The organism is [Bacillus] enclensis, assembly GCF_001456935.1.
In the GTDB taxonomy this organism is placed as follows: Bacteria; Bacillota; Bacilli; order Bacillales; family Bacillaceae_B; genus Rossellomorea; species Rossellomorea enclensis.
This window is the reverse complement of the sequence record NZ_KQ758482.1, coordinates 1,417,103-1,433,676: the sequence shown is the minus strand read 5'-3', so window position 1 is coordinate 1,433,676 and position 16,574 is coordinate 1,417,103. Positions and strand designations below refer to the sequence as shown.

The following is a 16,574-nucleotide window of genomic DNA, read 5'->3' as shown; positions in this document are numbered from 1 at the left end:
TTTAAATTTATTGCGCCACTTTTTTCATAATCGCGCAACTTGTCGAATTTTCTTCATTTAGACGCCGCCATAATGACTGATATACATTCATACGCACGTCACCTCATCCAGACAAACAAAAAAACCCTGCCCCATAAAGAGCAGAGTTTCTTCTTTACAAAGATTAACGAGAGTAGAACTCAACGATAAGAGCTTCGTTAATTTCAGCTGGTAATTCAGAACGCTCAGGAACGCGAGTGAAAGTACCTTCAAGCTTGTCAGCATCGAAAGTCAAGAATTCAGGAACAAAGCTGTTCACTTCAAGAGCTTCTTTGATGATGTCAAGGTTGCGTGACTTTTCACGAACTGAGATTGTTTGTCCAGGTTGTACGCGGAAAGATGGGATATCTACGCGAGACCCATTAACCGTTACGTGACCGTGGTTAACAAGCTGACGAGCTTGACGGCGCGTACGTGCAAGACCTAAACGATAAACAACGTTATCAAGACGGCACTCAAGTAAAGCCATGAAGTTTTCACCGTGTTTACCTTGTAATTTGCCAGCTTGGTCAAATAGGTTACGGAATTGACGTTCAGTTACTCCGTACATGTGACGAAGTTTTTGCTTTTCTTGAAGTTGTAAACCGTATTCAGAGATTTTCTTGCGTTGGTTAGGACCATGGGGACCTGGAGCGTAAGGACGCTTTTCTAATTCTTTACCCGTACCGCTTAGAGAGATTCCAAGACGACGAGATAATTTCCAACTTGGACCAGTATAACGAGCCATGAGAGACTCCTCCTTTATTGTTTTTATTTTGTTGTAAAATAAAAACACCTGTGAATTAACAATTATGTGTATTTTGTTTTCATGTACCTTCGCCCTAGCAGCAGAGGGTTACAAGATACACCTCAAGGTCAGAGGAACAAAATACAGCCATAAAGGACTTCACTGAAGCTGCATTATTTTACACAAAGAACATTATATGATGCAGAGGGATAGAAGTCAAGCAAGTATTGAAGATTCGTATAAAATACATCTGGCGTAAAGGACAATCTCTTCAATTCCTTTTTGAATAAAAACTTATCTATCCCCTCATCCGTCTAACTAAATGATCCCTTCACTGCATTACCCAATATCTACCTAAATATTGAAAATATTATCCTGCATACGTTTAATCGTATGCTATAATGATGTGTGGAAAACCATAGCTTCACAAACCTTCAGGGTACGGGTGAGAAAATGACCAAACTAGCTGATCGCTTACATATTTATAAATCTAAATTATTCGATCTTATTCATGATGATATGTCTTTCAATCTTCAGCAAACAGACAATCTTCAGAAATGGCTCCGGTTGATAAAGGAATGTCTCGGGTTCGAGAAAGCTTTCTTATATAAATGCACAAAGAGTGAATGCTTCCTGCAAGGGAGCACAGAAGAGCAAGGTAACGATGGGACGTTAAGCAGAAAAATCTTTGAGTTATCTTTCGGGGATACCCCTTATTTTATGATGGATTGCCGTGACCCTCATTTCCATTTCTGGTTTCAATTCAGAAACGATATGGAAGAGACTTACGTGCTGCTCATTCAACATTCAGACGGGCAATCATTCGATGAGGACTGTCTCTCACCATTTTGGAAAGCGAGTGATCAGTTCCTGACACTCTCGTGGAATGTCCAGAAGGTGTATGAAGAAGAGAGAAGATACCGGGAATTGTTCAAAGTGACTGAGTTTTTTCATTCTAACAGGGATGTCCAGACACTATTGGTTCAAATCATCGAGACGCTCGGTGAGGTTTTCCCGGAGGATGAGTTCCGTCTCCTCCTTTCCAATGACCGCTATGATTTCGGCACCCTGCCTATAAAATCTTTTGACTTTGAAAAGGCGAATCCTTTTGCGATGCAGGCATTTGTAAACGGAAGCATCGAGCTGGATGAGGATTCTCAGACGCTTTATGCCCCATTAAGAGGAAAGCAGGGGATTTACGGAGTGCTTGAAGTCGGCACGGCTTCGCATCTGCTGTTCAACGAGCAGAAAATCGAGTTCATCAAATTACTTGCCTATACGGCCGGGAGTGCGCTTGAGAATGCCAAGCTGTATGAGCAGTCGAAACGTCTGATCAGTGACTTGCAGCTGATCAATGAAACGTCCCATCAGCTTAATTTAAAGTTTCGTTTATCTGATACATTGCAATTTTTGAAGAAGCAGATAGAGAGATCCTTTCAGCCGAGTGCCATCGGGTTCGTGTTAAATGAACCGAATAAAAATAAATTAGTCATCCTGGAACAAAGCTCTTCACTATTCTTCACAAAAGAAGGTGAACAGTACATCTCCTATGTAAACGAGCGCATCAACGAAGAAAGAGATTCGATTTTCCTCGGGGATGTGAGTGACCGGATTGGTGACCCCGGTTATTTATCATTGATGGCAGTGCCGATGACACAAAATGAAGAATTGATCGGTTTCTGTGTTGTCCTTCACCACGATCCGTATATGTTTTCGTTTGATATGTACAAACTGCTGCAGTCGTTCATCCATCATTCCGCGCTTGCCATTACGAATGCAACCTTGAGGGAAGAACTTGAACATATGGTCATCACCGATCATATGACGAAACTGTTTGCCCGCCATTATCTTGATGAAAAAATGGAATCGGCGATGAAAGAAGATGATGAAGGGACGCTCCTTCTGATCGATATCGATGACTTTAAAGCAGTGAATGATAATTATGGGCATCAAATCGGTGATGAAGTCCTGATTCAGACAGCGAACCTTATAAAGGAAGTTGTGGGTGAAAGTGGTTCTGCTGCCCGCTGGGGAGGAGAAGAAATGGCTGTGTATCTGCCCTACGTCGAAAGGGATGAAGGATATGCGATTGCGAAAGCCATAGTAGAAACGGTCTCCTGCAGAACAGAGCCGGGAGTGACGCTTTCATGCGGTCTTTCTTCGTGGGTCAAAGGCGATGAAAGCTGTCCGTCATCGGTGAAGGAGTTAGTAAAGAAAGCGGATGAAGCACTTTATATAGCAAAAAATCATGGAAAGAATCAGGTGGTGGAGGATCTCGACGCCAGACTTCTGATAAAACCGTGATAAGAAACAAGCGGCTGCTCATTTTGGGCGTCCGTTTGCTTTAATACGTTAGTGTAAACGCTTTCTTTTTTTGCCGGATTATCATATTCTAGAATAGAAGAGTGATAGAACTTAGAGGAACAAAATTGGGAGGAATACTTGATGAAAGATGAAAAACATTTTGAAACGCGTGTGATTCATGAGGGGTACGAGTCTTCTCGACATTTTGATAGTCTGGCACCTCCTTTGTATCAAACGTCGACTTATACGTTCGCTAATGCAAAGCAGGGGGAAAACCGATTTGCAGGGGAAGAGGAAGGGTATATCTATTCAAGGCTCGGCAATCCGACGGTGGGCATCCTCGAACAGAGAATGGCATCGCTTGAAGGCGGTGAAGCTGCCCTTGCTTTCGGCTCAGGGATGGCTGCCGTTTCAGCAGTCCTTTTTTCTTTGACCAAATCAGGGGATCATATCCTTTGTTCTCAAGGAGTGTATGGCTGTACGTTCGGCCTTCTGCAATTATTGGATGAAAAATTCGCGATCGGCCATGACTTTTCCGCCATGGATTCAGAAGAAGAAATCAGGGCGAAAATCAAAGACAATACATCCTGCATCTACGTGGAAACACCGATCAATCCTACGATGCAGCTCATCGATTTACAGATGGTGGCGAGGGTAGCCCGTGAAAAGGGGATACCGGTCGTTGTGGACAACACCTTCTGTTCTCCTTATCTTCAGAGGCCCCTTGAACTTGGATGCGACATCGTGATTCACAGTGCGACAAAGTATATAGGAGGACACGGGGATGTCATTGCCGGCATTGTGGTCGGTACACAGGAAAAAATGGCTGAAATCCGCATGACGACCCAGAAAGATATAGGCGGCATCATTTCGCCATTTGATGCATGGCTGTTATTGAGGGGGTTGAAGACGCTTGCGGTAAGGCTTGACCGCCATTGTGAAAGTGCCGATAAACTCGCCGGGCTGCTTGCTACCCATCCTGCAGTGGAGCAGGTGATTTATCCTGGCCGTACTGATCATCCACAGTATGAGATCATGAAAAAACAGATGAAAAAACCAGGGGGGATGATTTCTTTCACCCTAAAAGGTTCGAAGGAAGATGCACAAGCGTTCATGGATGATTTGCATATGATCAAGATCGCGGTCAGCCTGGGGGATGCAGAAACGTTGATCCAGCATCCGGCTACGATGACACATGCTGTGGTCCCGGAAGAGGCAAGAGAGAAAATGGGAATCACAGATACCCTCCTAAGACTTTCTGTCGGACTTGAATCCTCGGATGATATTTGGGATGACCTGGAACAGGCATTGAATAAAGTTAAATTTCCAAGTGATGTGATGTAAAAAAAGAAGCGTGCGGATTCCGTACGCTTCTTTTTGCTTAGTGATTACAGGTGTTTTAATAATTCTTCTGTGAATGCTTCCAAGTACTGCTGGTCTTCCTCGTCAAAACGGGATTTCTCCGGGCTGTCGATGTCCAGTACCCCGATTAGATTTCCATCTTTGACAAGCGGGATGACGATTTCAGATTGAGAAGCTGCGTCACATGCGATATGGCCAGGGAAGCTGTGTACGTCCTCCACGACAAATGTTTTCCTTTCACTGGCGGAAGATCCGCACACCCCTCGTCCCAACGGGATCCGGACACATGCAGGAAGGCCCTGGAATGGTCCGAGGACAAGCTGGCTGCTTTCCTCTTCGAATAAATAGAATCCAACCCAATTAATCCGGTCTAAAAATTGATTTAGCAGGGCAGAAGCGTTGCTCAGGTTTGCGATTTTATTCGGTTCATCCTCGAGCAGCGCACGTAATTGCTTTATGACGAGTCCGTACTTATCTTTTTTTGTTCCTTGATATTTTTCTGCTTGAAACATCATCTTTTCCCCCATTTCAACAAAATCAGTGGAATTCCCTGCAGCATCGCACCATCAGTGGAAAAACTGTCGAGAAATACTTAAAGGAATTCTTCCTGTAAAAGCGAAATCATTGTTATACACTATGTGAAAACTCTATTAGAACATTTTTAGCATACTTTCAATGAAGCTTCAATAGATTCGATTCAGTCCACTCGGGGGAAATTAAAAGAAGAGAAAAGAGGGAGAATATGAAAAAGGGACAAACCTCTACTTCGCCAAAGGAAGCTATATTTCAAGCAGCTGTTTCATTATTCTATGACCACGGCTATGACGGGACCTCTGTAAGGGATATCGCAGGAAAGGCCAAGGTTAATCCTGCAACGATCTCTTACTATTTCAAAGGCAAGCAGGGTCTGCTTGAGGCATGTTTTACCCATTTCTTCGAACAATATCTGCATTTCCTGCAGGAAGAAGTGGATGCCCTTAAATATATCCGCGCAGACTTATGTCTGAAGCGTGCTGTCTTCAAGGTACTGAAATTTCAAAGTGAGCATCATCAATTATCCCGTTTCATTTGGAGAGAGGTTTCGATTGATTCACAAGTTGTGCGGGAAATCATTTCATCGTACCTCATGAAAGAAAGATTTTATTTGAAAAGTCTGTTTGAACAGGGAATGGTGGACAGGTCTTTTAAGAAGCAGCCGATCAGCTTCCTTGTCATTCAGTTGAAGTCAATGCTGACGATGCCGTTTTTGAACAGCCAGCAATTGCGGGAAGTATGGCAGATGTTCCCGCAGGAATATTATTTTGTCGATCAGTATTATCAAAACATCGATCAATGGATCAACCTCCTGATGACGTCCGAAGGTTCATCGGGTTTTACGAAGGAACTCATCATTTGAGCATAGAAACAGAGGCTGGGACGAAACTAAAATTCCTTTGTCTACAGACGAACACTTCTGAGTGAACTCTAAACAACGCTAATGATTTCCGTGCAAGACTTCGCTTTCCGCGGGTAGCCCGTGAGCCTCCTCGGCAAGCCTGCGGGAAGAAAAGCGGAAGGGCTTTGTTTAGAGGCTGGTGGCATAAGGCGAACCGGCCACGAAGGCGTTCTTTGCCTTCTTGGCCGGTTTGACTTATGACATGTGCCTCTAAGCCCTGGAGCTGGACAAATAGAAAAGCGGAAGCGGCTCGCCCAGAGGCGACAAGCATAAGGCGAGAAAGCCGGAAAGGCGTACTTTGCCTTTTTGGCTTTCTTGACTTATGACCTCGAGCCTCTAGCCGCTGGAGCTGGACAAGTCTCACCTAACACGCTTCTCCCGCAGGAGTCTTCGTCTTGCACTCCAATCAACCGCTGAGTGAGCTAATTCCTAGAAGTACAATGTACAATGAACAAATTAAAAACCCGAGCTATTTTGCCTCACTTCATGCAAAATAGCTCGGGTTTTGCTTATACTAAATCACTTTTGTCCCAGCTTCTTTTTACTGCATTACAGCCTCATGGCATGTCTTCCCTGGCCGATGCCTGCTGCGGAGTGGGCATCGGATCCGTATACGGTTTTGATCCCGAGTTTTCGGGCGTGTTCAATGACTTCCTCCGGGGGATAGGATTCACCGCAATGTGGTTTAATGACACCTGCGCCGTTGTAATCGAGTTCATATCCACTAGAAGCAGCGGTCTCCAGAATTGCCTTTATTTCTTTGCTGAAGGGGGTTGATGCAGGGTAAAGTTTCTGAAACTTTTTTACAAGCGTGATATGACCGATGCGCTTCGGCTTGAAGGGGCCAAGGTCGGCTTCGATCGATTTAAGGACGGTCCTGTAGTAATGCCGGTAAATTTCGTCCGCGGAATCATAAAGTCCTACCATTTCCTTAAATACATCAGGACTGAAATCAAGACAGGCCCATTTATTTTTATAATGTAAGAAATGAACCGAGAGGATGCTATCATCCAATCTCTTACCCCATCTGTTGAGGAAATCGGCTGTCTCATTCTCGAAACCTTCAATATAATCCACTTCAAGGCCGGAAAGGATGGTAATCCGTTGTTTGTATGTCTCTTTCAGTTCTTCAAGGGTATCGAAGTACAAAGGGACATCATCTTCACCCATACCGCTGTCCTGATCTGGTGTCGTATCCACAAAGCCCCGCGGGAGCGGCGCGTGCTCCGTGAACGTCAGTTGTGAATAGTCGAGGGCGATGGCCCTTTCAATATATTCGTGAAATGAATCCATGCTTCCATGAGGGCAGAAAGGAGTATGGATATGTCCGTCGACTTTTTTCATCAGAAAACCCTTCCTTCATCCAAATCATCTGTATTTTTCTGTGAATTTTTCACTATTTTTAGAGAAAACGCTATATTTTAACTTTTAGAGTTGAAAAAATAGAATTTATTAGTCAAAAAATGTCGTTCTCATGGTATCATTATAACAATGAGAATTTACTAATGAAACTTTCAAATTGATATAGATGTCTACTGAATAGTTGAACAGGGGGCTTAAGATGCAATATGTCATCGCTGGAATCATACTAATCTTGATTTTATTCCTAATCGGAGTCTTATCCAGAAAGAAATATTATGCGGAAATTGACCGGTACGAAGCTTGGAAGGTGGATATCATGAACCGGCCGATTCCGGAAGAACTGTCTAAGGTCAAACAGCTGAACATGACGGGGCAGACGGAACAGCTTTTTGAAGGCTGGAGACAGGGTTGGGACGAAATCGTGGCTGTCGAGCTTCCTGATATTGAAGAACTTCTGTTTGACGCCGAAGAATACACAGATAAGTTCCGTTACAAGAAGACGAAGGAAACGCTGGCAAAAATCGATGAAGTCCTCACTAAAACAGAAGCCAAGATTGACCAGATCCTGGAAGAGCTGAATGAACTTGTCGGCAGTGAAGAAAAGAACAGGGAAGAAATAGAATTATTAGAAGAAGAATACCGCAGCAGCAAGAAGCAGCTGTTTGCATACCGTCATACATATGGACAGGCCGCGAAGAAAATCGAAGCTGTGCTTGATAAGCTTGCTAAAGAAATCGAAGAATTTAAATCACTGACAGATCAGGGCAACTATCTGGATGCACGTGAAATCGTCTTGAACCTGGGTCAGGAAATGAAGTCGATCGCCTACAAGATGGAAAGTATCCCTAAGCTGACAGCGGACTGCGAGAATATCCTTCCTTCCCAGTTATCCGAACTGGAAGCAGGATATGCTGAAATGAAGGAACAGGGCTACGTACTCGAACATGTGGAAGTCGACAAAGAAGTAAAAGACCTGAATGAGACGCTGGCCGGTTTCAAAGGCCGTCTTCAGTCCCTTGAGGTGGAAGAAGTTGAGCAGGGTCTGCAGGAAATCAAGAGTAAAATAGAAATGCTTTATGATTCACTGGAAAAAGAAGTGCATGCGAGACACTTTGTGCTTCAATATAAGGACGAAACGACTGAAGGCCTCATTAAGGCGAAAGAAGAGAATGATGATATTCAGTATGAAGTGAATGTTGTGCAGCAGGGTTATCATTTACATGAATCCGATCTTAAGGCACCTCAGGAATTACAGAAGAAAATCATCCAATTATCAAAGCGCCACGAATTGATTATTGAAAAAGTGGAAAGCAATAAGACTGCGTACACATCGTTGAGTGAAGAACTGAAGGAAATCAGAAGTGGTCTGGAAGTCCTGAATGGGGAGCAGGCGGAATTCGGTGTCTTTCTTCAGAATCTGCGGAAAGATGAATTGACGACACGTGAAAAAATTGCGGAACTCAAGAAAAAGACCGCAGAGGCAAGCAGGATGATTGCGAAAAGCAATGTGCCCGGCCTCCCTGCAGATTATGATGAGCTTCTTACTGAAGTTCACCGCAAGATCGAGCAGGTGAACGCAAGCCTGACAGAAAAACCATTGAATATGAAATTCATCCAGGAAACGCTGTTAGAAGCAGCTGATACTGTCGATCACTTCTATTCAAAAACACAGGACCTTATAGAAAACGTCCTGCTTTCAGAAAAAATCATTCAATACGGTAACCGCTACAGAAGCCGCTACAACTCAGTGCGTGAAGGGCTTCAGGCAGCGGAAGAAGCATTCAGGCAATATGACTACCGTAAGGCGCTTGAGGAAGCGGCCACCACGATTGAGAAAGTGGAACCGGGCGCGTTGAAAAAAATCGAAAAGATGATCAATATCGAAGAGTAATGAAGGAAGCCAGTATCCCTTTTAAAGGAGTACTGGCTTTTTTGTTCTGTCTATATTGAGCATGGGGTGAAGCCTGAAATATAAAAAAACCGTTGAAGAACATCCTTCTCAACGGTCTTTAATGCTGCTGTTAAGCTTCAATAATGCGTTTGGATGCACCGGCCAAATTGGCTATCACAAAGCCGATGACGGCTCCTGCTGCTGCGGGTAAGAGCCAGCCGATCCCTTCAGCGTAAAAAGGAAGGAAGTTCAATGAATCGGTCACTGCACTTACATCCACACCTGCTGTCTTCAGGCCGTCTATCAAACTGATCAGGCCGGTTGCCACCAAAGCGAAAACATAAACCATGGAGTAGCCGTTGAACCAATTATGCATGAATGATAGGACGATCAATACGATTGCCAAAGGATAGATGGTAATGAGCACCGGCAATGAAACGGCAATCAACTGAGTCAACCCGATATTGGCAATCAACATACTGAAAGCAGAAAGGATAATGACGAGTTTTCCATAAGATACAGGTATGATCTTTGAAAAATATTGTGCACATGCCGATACCAGTCCGACGGACGTGGTGATACAGGCAAACGTGATGGCAAGCCCCAGGATCACAGCCCCCAAAGAGCCGAATAAGTAATCTGCGGCCGCCGAGAGAATGGCACCGCCGTTGGCCTGGGCACCGATTGAGTCTGTACTCGTTGCTCCGATATAGCTGAGTGACAGATACACAAGGGCAAGTCCCGCCGCAGCGATGAGCCCTGCAATGATCGTGATCCTTGTCAGTGATGATTTATTTGTAATCCCGCGGTCCTTAATGGCATTGATTACAACGATACCAAATACCAGGGCCGCAATTGTATCCATCGTCAGATAGCCTTCAATGAAACCTTTGAAGAGAGGACCCTCCTGGTATGCAGGATTCGGCTCTCCAAAGCTTCCCATGGGGGTTGCGATACTTTTCACAACCAGTACAGTAAGGATGATCAGCAGGGAAGGAGTCAAAACCTTACCGATTCTGTCAACAAGCTTCGAAGGATTCATTGCAAGCCAGGCTGTCAGTGCAAAAAAGATGACTGAATAAATAAGAAGGGACACCCCATATTTTGCTGCATCTTCAGGTAAAAAAGGAATGATGCCGATTTCATATGCAACTGTACCGGTTCTCGGGATTCCGAAAAATGGTCCGATTGCAAGGTACATGATAATGGTGAAGATCAATCCGAAAACCGGATGGACCCGGTTTGCCAGTGTTTGAAGGTCGCCTCCAGATTTGGCGATGGCGATTACTCCCATCAAAGGCAGCCCCACCCCGGTGATCAAAAACCCGATGATTCCCGTCCACACATGGTCACCGGCCTGCTGACCGAGAAATGGGGGAAAAATCATATTTCCGGCTCCGAGGAAAAGAGCGAAAAGCATTAGACCTACAGTTAATACACCGCTGAATGACAGCGCTTTCTCGTTCATATATACCCCTCCGTTTGTAAACGTTATCATGAGCAAAACTATCTTATCACATCCGTGTAGAAAAATGTCGAAAATCTAAATAGTCTTGCAATTTAGTATATTTGAATAATTAATCAGGTTTATCACCTAAATGATTGTCGCAAATTTCGACAAAGTTATCAATGGTTATTTTTATAAAATAATAAAAATTTCAACGTTTTTATTAAATAATATTATTGTCAAAATAATTTCGGGTTATGTTGGATTTCATTTGGGTTCAAAAGAATTTGTGATAATATTAATGATTGGATAGAACTAAAGAAGGTGTATATCATGATTTATTTTGATAACGCAGCAACCACCAAGCCCTATTCGGAAGCACTGGATACTTTTATGAAGGTGAATGGCGTTTATTTTGCCAATCCTTCTTCCATTCATTCTTTTGGCGGCAGGGTGGAAAAATTAATTGCTCAGTCAAGGAAACAGATTGCTTCCATCATGGATATCAACGAGAAAGAAGTGATTTTCACATCGGGAGGAACTGAGTCCAATAACCTGGGGATTAAAGGGGCTGCCCTCCAATACAGGAACAGAGGGAAACATATTATCACAACAAAAATAGAACATCCTTCTGTATCCAATACAATGAAGCAATTGGAATCACTCGGATACACAGTGACTTACCTAGATGTCAACGAATCCGGTGTGGTCGACCCTGAAGATGTAGGAAAAGCGATCCGGCCGGACACGATCCTTGTTTCCATCATGCATGTGAATAATGAAGTAGGATCCGTGCAGCCAATCAGAGAAATTGGTTCCTTATTGAAAAAGCATTCCAGGATTCTTTTTCATGTTGACGGTGTCCAGGCATTCGGGAAAATTCCTGTCTCTTTACAGGATCATCATATCGATTTATACAGTATTTCTGCACATAAAATCCACGGTCTGAAGGGGACGGGGATGCTGTATGTCAGAGATGGCGTCATCCTTTCTGCCATTCTGTCCGGAGGAGAGCAGGAAGGAAACGTAAGAAGCGGGACAGAGAATACGGGAGGCATCGTTTCCTTTGCAAAGGCGATGAGGCTGTATCAGGAAGAAAGCCGTGACAGCTTAAATAAAATGAAGGATATTCAACGGTATTTACGGAAACAACTGGGAACCATGCCCGGAGTGACTGTCCATACGCCGCAAGAAGGGAGTGCACCGCATATCCTTAACTTTTCCATTGAAGGTTTTAAGAGTGAGGTGGTAATCCACGCCCTCGATCAACATGAGGTATACGTCTCCACTACCAGTGCGTGTTCTTCCAAGAAAAGCAAGCCGAGTCAGACCCTCCTGTCGATGGGAGTGGGGGAGAAACTGGCAGACCGGGCGATCCGTGTAAGTTTGTCTTATCACAATACAATGGAAGAAGCAGAGCGGTTCATCAGTCTTCTAAAACAAGAAACCGCACAATTAGAGAAAACAATGAGGAGATCGCGATGAAATATAATCGAATTTTAGTCAGATACGGTGAAATTTCCACCAAGGGAAGAAACCGTAAAAAGTTCACATCAAAACTCAGGGAGAATATTATCCAGGCTTTAAAGGATTATCCGGGTGTATCCGTGTCTGCGAGCCGTGACCGTCTGCATATCCTTCTGGGTGAGGAAAATGGGGATGAGATCATCCCGCGCCTCCAAAAGATCTTCGGGATTCAATCATTCAGTCCTGTAGTGAAAGTTGAACGGGATATAGAGGAAATCTGCAAAGCGGGAGCTGCATTGGTGCATAAAAGCTTTGAACCAGGCAAGACTTTTAAGGTATCGGCCCGCCGTGCAGATAAACATTTTCCACTGGAAACCAATGAAATTAATTATGAGGTCGGTTCATACATTTTGAGGAATACAGAAGGATTGACCGTGGATGTCAAAAATCCTGATATAAATTTAAATGTGGAAGTCAGAAAAGAAGGTGTTTACCTTTCTTCTGAGATTTACCCCGGCTCAACGGGAATGCCGGTCGGTGCCAGCGGAAAGGCTATGCTGATGCTGTCAGGGGGGATTGACAGTCCGGTTGCGGGATATTTGACCATGAAGCGAGGCGTGGAAATCGAAGCCGTCCATTTTCACAGCCCGCCTTTCACAAGCGAACGGGCTAAGCAGAAAGTCATCGATCTTTCAAAGAAGCTCTCTGCTTTTTCAGGCAGCATTAAATTGCATATCGTCCCTTTCACGAAGATCCAGCAGACGATCCACGATCAGGTACCTGAAAACTATACTATGACCTCAACGAGAAGAATGATGCTTAAGATAGCAGATAAAATCCGCGAGCAGCACGAAGGTCTTGCATTGGTAACAGGTGAAAGCCTCGGACAGGTGGCGAGTCAGACTCTTGAAAGCATGCAGGCGATCAATGACGTCACGAACACCCCGATCCTGAGACCGCTGGTCGCCATGGATAAACTTGAAATCATCGATATCGCACAAAAAATCGATACTCATGATATATCGATTCTGCCGTATGAAGATTGCTGTACGATCTTCACACCGCCGGCACCTAAAACAAGACCCAAAAAAGAAAAGGTGCAGTATTACGAAAGCTTTGTTGATTTCGAGCAGCTGATCCTTGAATCGGTCAAAGAAACAGAGACGATCACCATCCATGGAGGAGCGGATTCAAGCATCGAAGAAAGCTTTGATGACCTCCTTTAAATAGGAACATTTACCAACAAATTTCGTTGCATGAAGCCATGTGTTTTCGCGCAATCTATACTCAACAAGCAACGAGGAGGTGAAAACACATGGCAAACAGAAGTTCTAACCAACTAGTAGCTCCAGGAGCTCAACAAGCTCTTGACCAAATGAAATACGAAATCGCTTCTGAATTCGGAGTTCAACTTGGTGCTGATGCAACTGCACGCGCTAACGGTTCTGTAGGTGGTGAAATCACTAAGCGTTTAGTCCAAATGGCTGAACAACAAATCGGTGGCGGATACCAAAAATAATTAAATACAATGGCTACAAGGAGCGGGGTTTACCCGCTCCTTTTAATTTTGTCCGGGTTTTGAACGCAGCAGTTGATTTCCGTGGAAGACTTAGCTTTCCGCGGGTGAGCAGTGAGCATGCTGATATGAAGGCAAATGTCAAGATACGCACCCATACTGAATTTGGTTTTAGGCAGCCCTAAAAGAAGCTTATTATTTGACTTCTCAACGTATTAACTCCATTCATCACCGCTATTGATTTCCGTGCAAAACTTCGCTTTCCGCGGGCGGTGGTGAGCCTCCTCGTCGCTGCGCTCCTGAGGGGTCTCACCTAACTCGCTTTTCCGCAGGAGTCTGCGTTTTGCACTCCAATCAATCGCTTGAATCGGTTTTGAATAGGGATATGACCTACACAAATACATCCTGATGGGTCCTGTTTCATACCAGACCAAACCGTAGATTTTCTGAACTGCCCAACTTCGTCATTAACTTTTTTACTGTCCCAGTAGTATATTTGGATTTCTCTAAAAGCAGTTTACCAAATTAACCCACGATGTTACGGGTAAGATGATAACTTGGCAAGTCCTCTGTTGCTGGACAAGTCTCACATTGGCCACTTCTCCTGCAGGAGTTTTCGTCTTCTACTACAATATACTGCTGGATTCTATGCCAGCTAGGATGTCCGCACTTGATAAATGAATTATTTATTGTATCCAATGAACGAGCCGCCTCCGCTTTTCTTGAACGCTGAGGAGGCTCGACTTCCTCCATGGGGAATCTTATGTTTGCAGCGGAAAGGAACGGTCTAGATTCTTAATCGAAAATACTGTTTAATTCCCAGCTTGCCTTCTCTTAATTATAAAAATGAATAATTTAAAAAATTAAAATTATTTTGTATAATAGAGGTGTAAGTACAAACAAGGGGGAATTCGGATGGACAGACATGAATTAATTGCACCTGAAAAGTACAACTTGGTTGAAGAAGTAGAGAAGTTTGCAAGTAATGAAGAAAAGCTCGCGATCAAATGGCAGAACGAAGCGGGTGAAAAAAAAGAAATTACATACAGTAACCTGATCAAGGACGCTAATAAAATTGGAAACGTTTTCTTGGATTCCGGCCTCGAAAAGGGGGATGTCATCCTGGTCATGGTCCCGCGATTGATCGAAGCTTATGCAGTTTACCTGGCAGCTTTAAAATCCGGAATGGTCGTCATTCCAAGTTCAGAAATGCTGCGTACGAAAGATCTTGAATATAGGATCGAACACGGGGATGTAAAAGGAATCGTCGCGTATGCACCATTCATCGGACAATTTGAGAATGTGCGCGGGATGGATAAGCTGCAAAAATTCGTCATTGGCGAAAAGCAGGAAGGCTGGATCACGGTCGAGGAAGAAATGAAAGACGTATCAGGGGACTTGCCGTTTGCAGATACGGCCAGGGATGATATGGCTTTCTTGTCATACACTTCTGGAACGACAGGAAATCCTAAAGGGGTCGTACATACACATGGCTGGGCATTCGCCCACCTTAGAACGGCCGCCAAAGGGTGGCTTGGAATTGAAGAAGGGGATACAGTCTGGGCAACGGCAGGCCCCGGCTGGCAAAAATGGATTTGGAGTCCATTCATGTCCGTCCTTGGTTCCGGAGCGACTGGACTTGTTTATCAAGGTAAATTCGAACCGAATAAATATTTGCAGCTGCTTCAGGACAATGGGGTTAACGTTCTCTGCTGTACACCGACAGAATACCGCCTGATGGCCAAAGTCGATGATCTCGGAACGTATGATCTTTCACCGCTTCACAGTGCTGTTTCCGCAGGTGAACCGTTGAATAGGGAAGTCATCGTTGCGTTCAAGAAGCATCATGGCATCGAAGTTCGTGACGGTTACGGTCAAACTGAAAATACTCTCCTTGTGGGTATTATGAAGGGCATGGAACTGAAACCGGGATCCATGGGCAAGCCTACACCGGGTAACAGGGTGGAGGTCATAAACGAAGAAGGACAGCCTTGTGAAATCGGGGAAGTTGGAGATATCGCCGTTCACGTTGAAACACCTGCCTTGTTCAAGAACTATTATAAAGATCCTGAAAGAACGGCCATGCAGTTCAGGGGTGACTACTATATCACCGGAGATAAAGCGAAGAAAGATGAAGACGGTTATTTCTGGTTCGAAGGCAGGGGAGACGACATCATCATCTCCTCCGGTTACACAATCGGACCGTTCGAAGTAGAGGATGCACTTGTAAAGCATCCATTTGTACAGGAGTGCGCTGTAGTCGGCAGCCCTGATGAAGTACGCGGCCTGATTGTAAAAGCCTTCGTCGTACTGCGTGAGGGCGTTGACCAGAATGACTCTGAGCTTGTACCACAGCTGCAGGAACACGTAAAACAGCTGACAGCTCCATACAAATATCCGCGCAAAATCGAATTCGTCAAAGAACTGCCAAAAACAACATCAGGCAAAATCAGAAGAATCGAACTGCGCCAAAAAGAAATGACCTCGGTTAAAAACTAAATTAATGTCAGGAAGATACAGAGGGCCTATACAAATAGGTTCTCTGTATTTTTGTGAATGTAGAAGGACGATAACTATACTAGTTGGTTCCAAAGTTGATTGAAGTACAAGACAAAGACTCCTAACCGAAAAGCGGAAGGGCTTTGCTCAGAGGCGGGTGGCATAAGACGAACCGGCCACGAAGGCGTTCTTTGCCTTCTTGGACGGTTTGGCTTATGACATGTGCTTCTAAGACCTGCAGTTGGACAGTTCCCTTCTCTGAGGGGGCTCCCTGTCCCCCCGAGGAAATCGAAGTCTTGCACGGAAATCATAACCGGCATTCAATAAACTTTCTATAATCCTTCTACTTCCCGATTCCTCCTATAATATGGTACATTTGAAACAGAATTTTTTAGTAGAAGGCTCCGCTGCATTTCTGGTATAACCGGATATAGCTGTTGATTGGAGTGCAAGACGAAGACTCCGGCGGGAGAAGTGGCCAATGTGAGACCCCGCAGGCGAAGCCGAGGAGGCTCACGGGTCACC

General features: G+C 44.4%; 12 protein-coding genes. 8 read left to right on the top strand and 4 right to left on the bottom strand.

The genetic code is table 11. The features are described 5' to 3' along the window. Positions 1–163: 163 nt before the first annotated feature. Complete coding sequence (gene rpsD, locus AS034_RS07130) at positions 164–766, bottom strand: 30S ribosomal protein S4 (RefSeq protein WP_032087327.1); 603 nt, start codon at positions 764–766, stop codon at positions 164–166. Positions 767–1,219: 453 nt separating this feature from the next. On the opposite strand from rpsD, the gene AS034_RS07125 reads away from it, so the two are divergent. Together AS034_RS07125 and megL are read left to right on the top strand one after the other, a co-directional pair. Further along, complete coding sequence (locus AS034_RS07125; RefSeq protein ID WP_058297973.1) at positions 1,220–3,070, top strand: sensor domain-containing diguanylate cyclase; 1,851 nt, start codon at positions 1,220–1,222, stop codon at positions 3,068–3,070. Positions 3,071–3,211: 141 nt separating this feature from the next. Continuing rightward, complete coding sequence (gene megL, locus AS034_RS07120) at positions 3,212–4,414, top strand: methionine gamma-lyase (RefSeq protein ID WP_058297972.1); 1,203 nt, start codon at positions 3,212–3,214, stop codon at positions 4,412–4,414. A gap of 44 nt (positions 4,415–4,458) precedes the next feature. On the opposite strand, the gene AS034_RS07115 is transcribed toward megL, so the two are convergent. Beyond that, positions 4,459–4,944, bottom strand: a complete 486-nt coding sequence (locus tag AS034_RS07115; RefSeq protein WP_032087330.1) for a GAF domain-containing protein — start codon at positions 4,942–4,944, stop codon at positions 4,459–4,461. Positions 4,945–5,174: 230 nt separating this feature from the next. Here AS034_RS07115 and refZ point away from each other — a divergent pair, with 230 nt between their 5' ends. Beyond that, complete coding sequence (refZ, locus tag AS034_RS07110; RefSeq protein WP_058297971.1) at positions 5,175–5,828, top strand: forespore capture DNA-binding protein RefZ; 654 nt, start codon at positions 5,175–5,177, stop codon at positions 5,826–5,828. A gap of 588 nt (positions 5,829–6,416) precedes the next feature. Here refZ and hisJ read toward each other — a convergent pair. Beyond that, a complete protein-coding gene (hisJ, locus tag AS034_RS07100) occupies positions 6,417–7,211 on the bottom strand; it encodes a histidinol-phosphatase HisJ (RefSeq protein ID WP_058297969.1) in 795 nt (264 codons plus the stop codon). A 217-nt stretch (positions 7,212–7,428) separates the two neighbouring features. Between hisJ and ezrA the strand changes: the two genes are divergently transcribed. Next, on the top strand, positions 7,429–9,120 hold the full coding sequence (gene ezrA, locus AS034_RS07095; RefSeq protein ID WP_058297968.1) for a septation ring formation regulator EzrA: 1,692 nt from the start codon (positions 7,429–7,431) through the stop codon (positions 9,118–9,120). Positions 9,121–9,250: 130 nt separating this feature from the next. Here the strand turns inward: ezrA and brnQ are convergent, their stop codons facing one another. Continuing rightward, entirely contained in the window at positions 9,251–10,588 is a 1,338-nt protein-coding gene (gene brnQ / locus AS034_RS07090) for a branched-chain amino acid transport system II carrier protein (protein WP_058297967.1), read from the bottom strand. A gap of 312 nt (positions 10,589–10,900) precedes the next feature. On the opposite strand from brnQ, the gene AS034_RS07085 reads away from it, so the two are divergent. The 4 genes from AS034_RS07085 to mbcS all read left to right on the top strand — a co-directional run bounded on the left by AS034_RS07085 (position 10,901) and on the right by mbcS (position 16,049). Then, entirely contained in the window at positions 10,901–12,052 is a 1,152-nt protein-coding gene (locus AS034_RS07085; RefSeq protein WP_058297966.1) for a cysteine desulfurase family protein, read from the top strand. Continuing rightward, positions 12,049–13,260 carry a tRNA uracil 4-sulfurtransferase ThiI gene (gene thiI / locus AS034_RS07080; protein ID WP_058297965.1) on the top strand — a complete coding sequence of 404 codons (1,212 nt, stop codon included), beginning with the start codon at positions 12,049–12,051 and terminating at the stop codon, positions 13,258–13,260. The genes AS034_RS07085 and thiI overlap by 4 nt, the downstream gene beginning before the upstream one ends. Positions 13,261–13,349: 89 nt before the next feature. Next, the gene (locus tag AS034_RS07075; protein WP_032087337.1) at positions 13,350–13,553 is read left to right on the top strand and encodes an alpha/beta-type small acid-soluble spore protein; all 204 of its coding nucleotides are present in this window, start codon (positions 13,350–13,352) and stop codon (positions 13,551–13,553) included. Between the two features lie 912 nt (positions 13,554–14,465). Continuing rightward, positions 14,466–16,049 (top strand): acyl-CoA synthetase MbcS, encoded by a 1,584-nt coding sequence (gene mbcS, locus AS034_RS07070; protein ID WP_058297964.1) that lies wholly within the window; start codon positions 14,466–14,468, stop codon positions 16,047–16,049. The last annotated feature ends 525 nt before the right edge of the window (positions 16,050–16,574 follow it).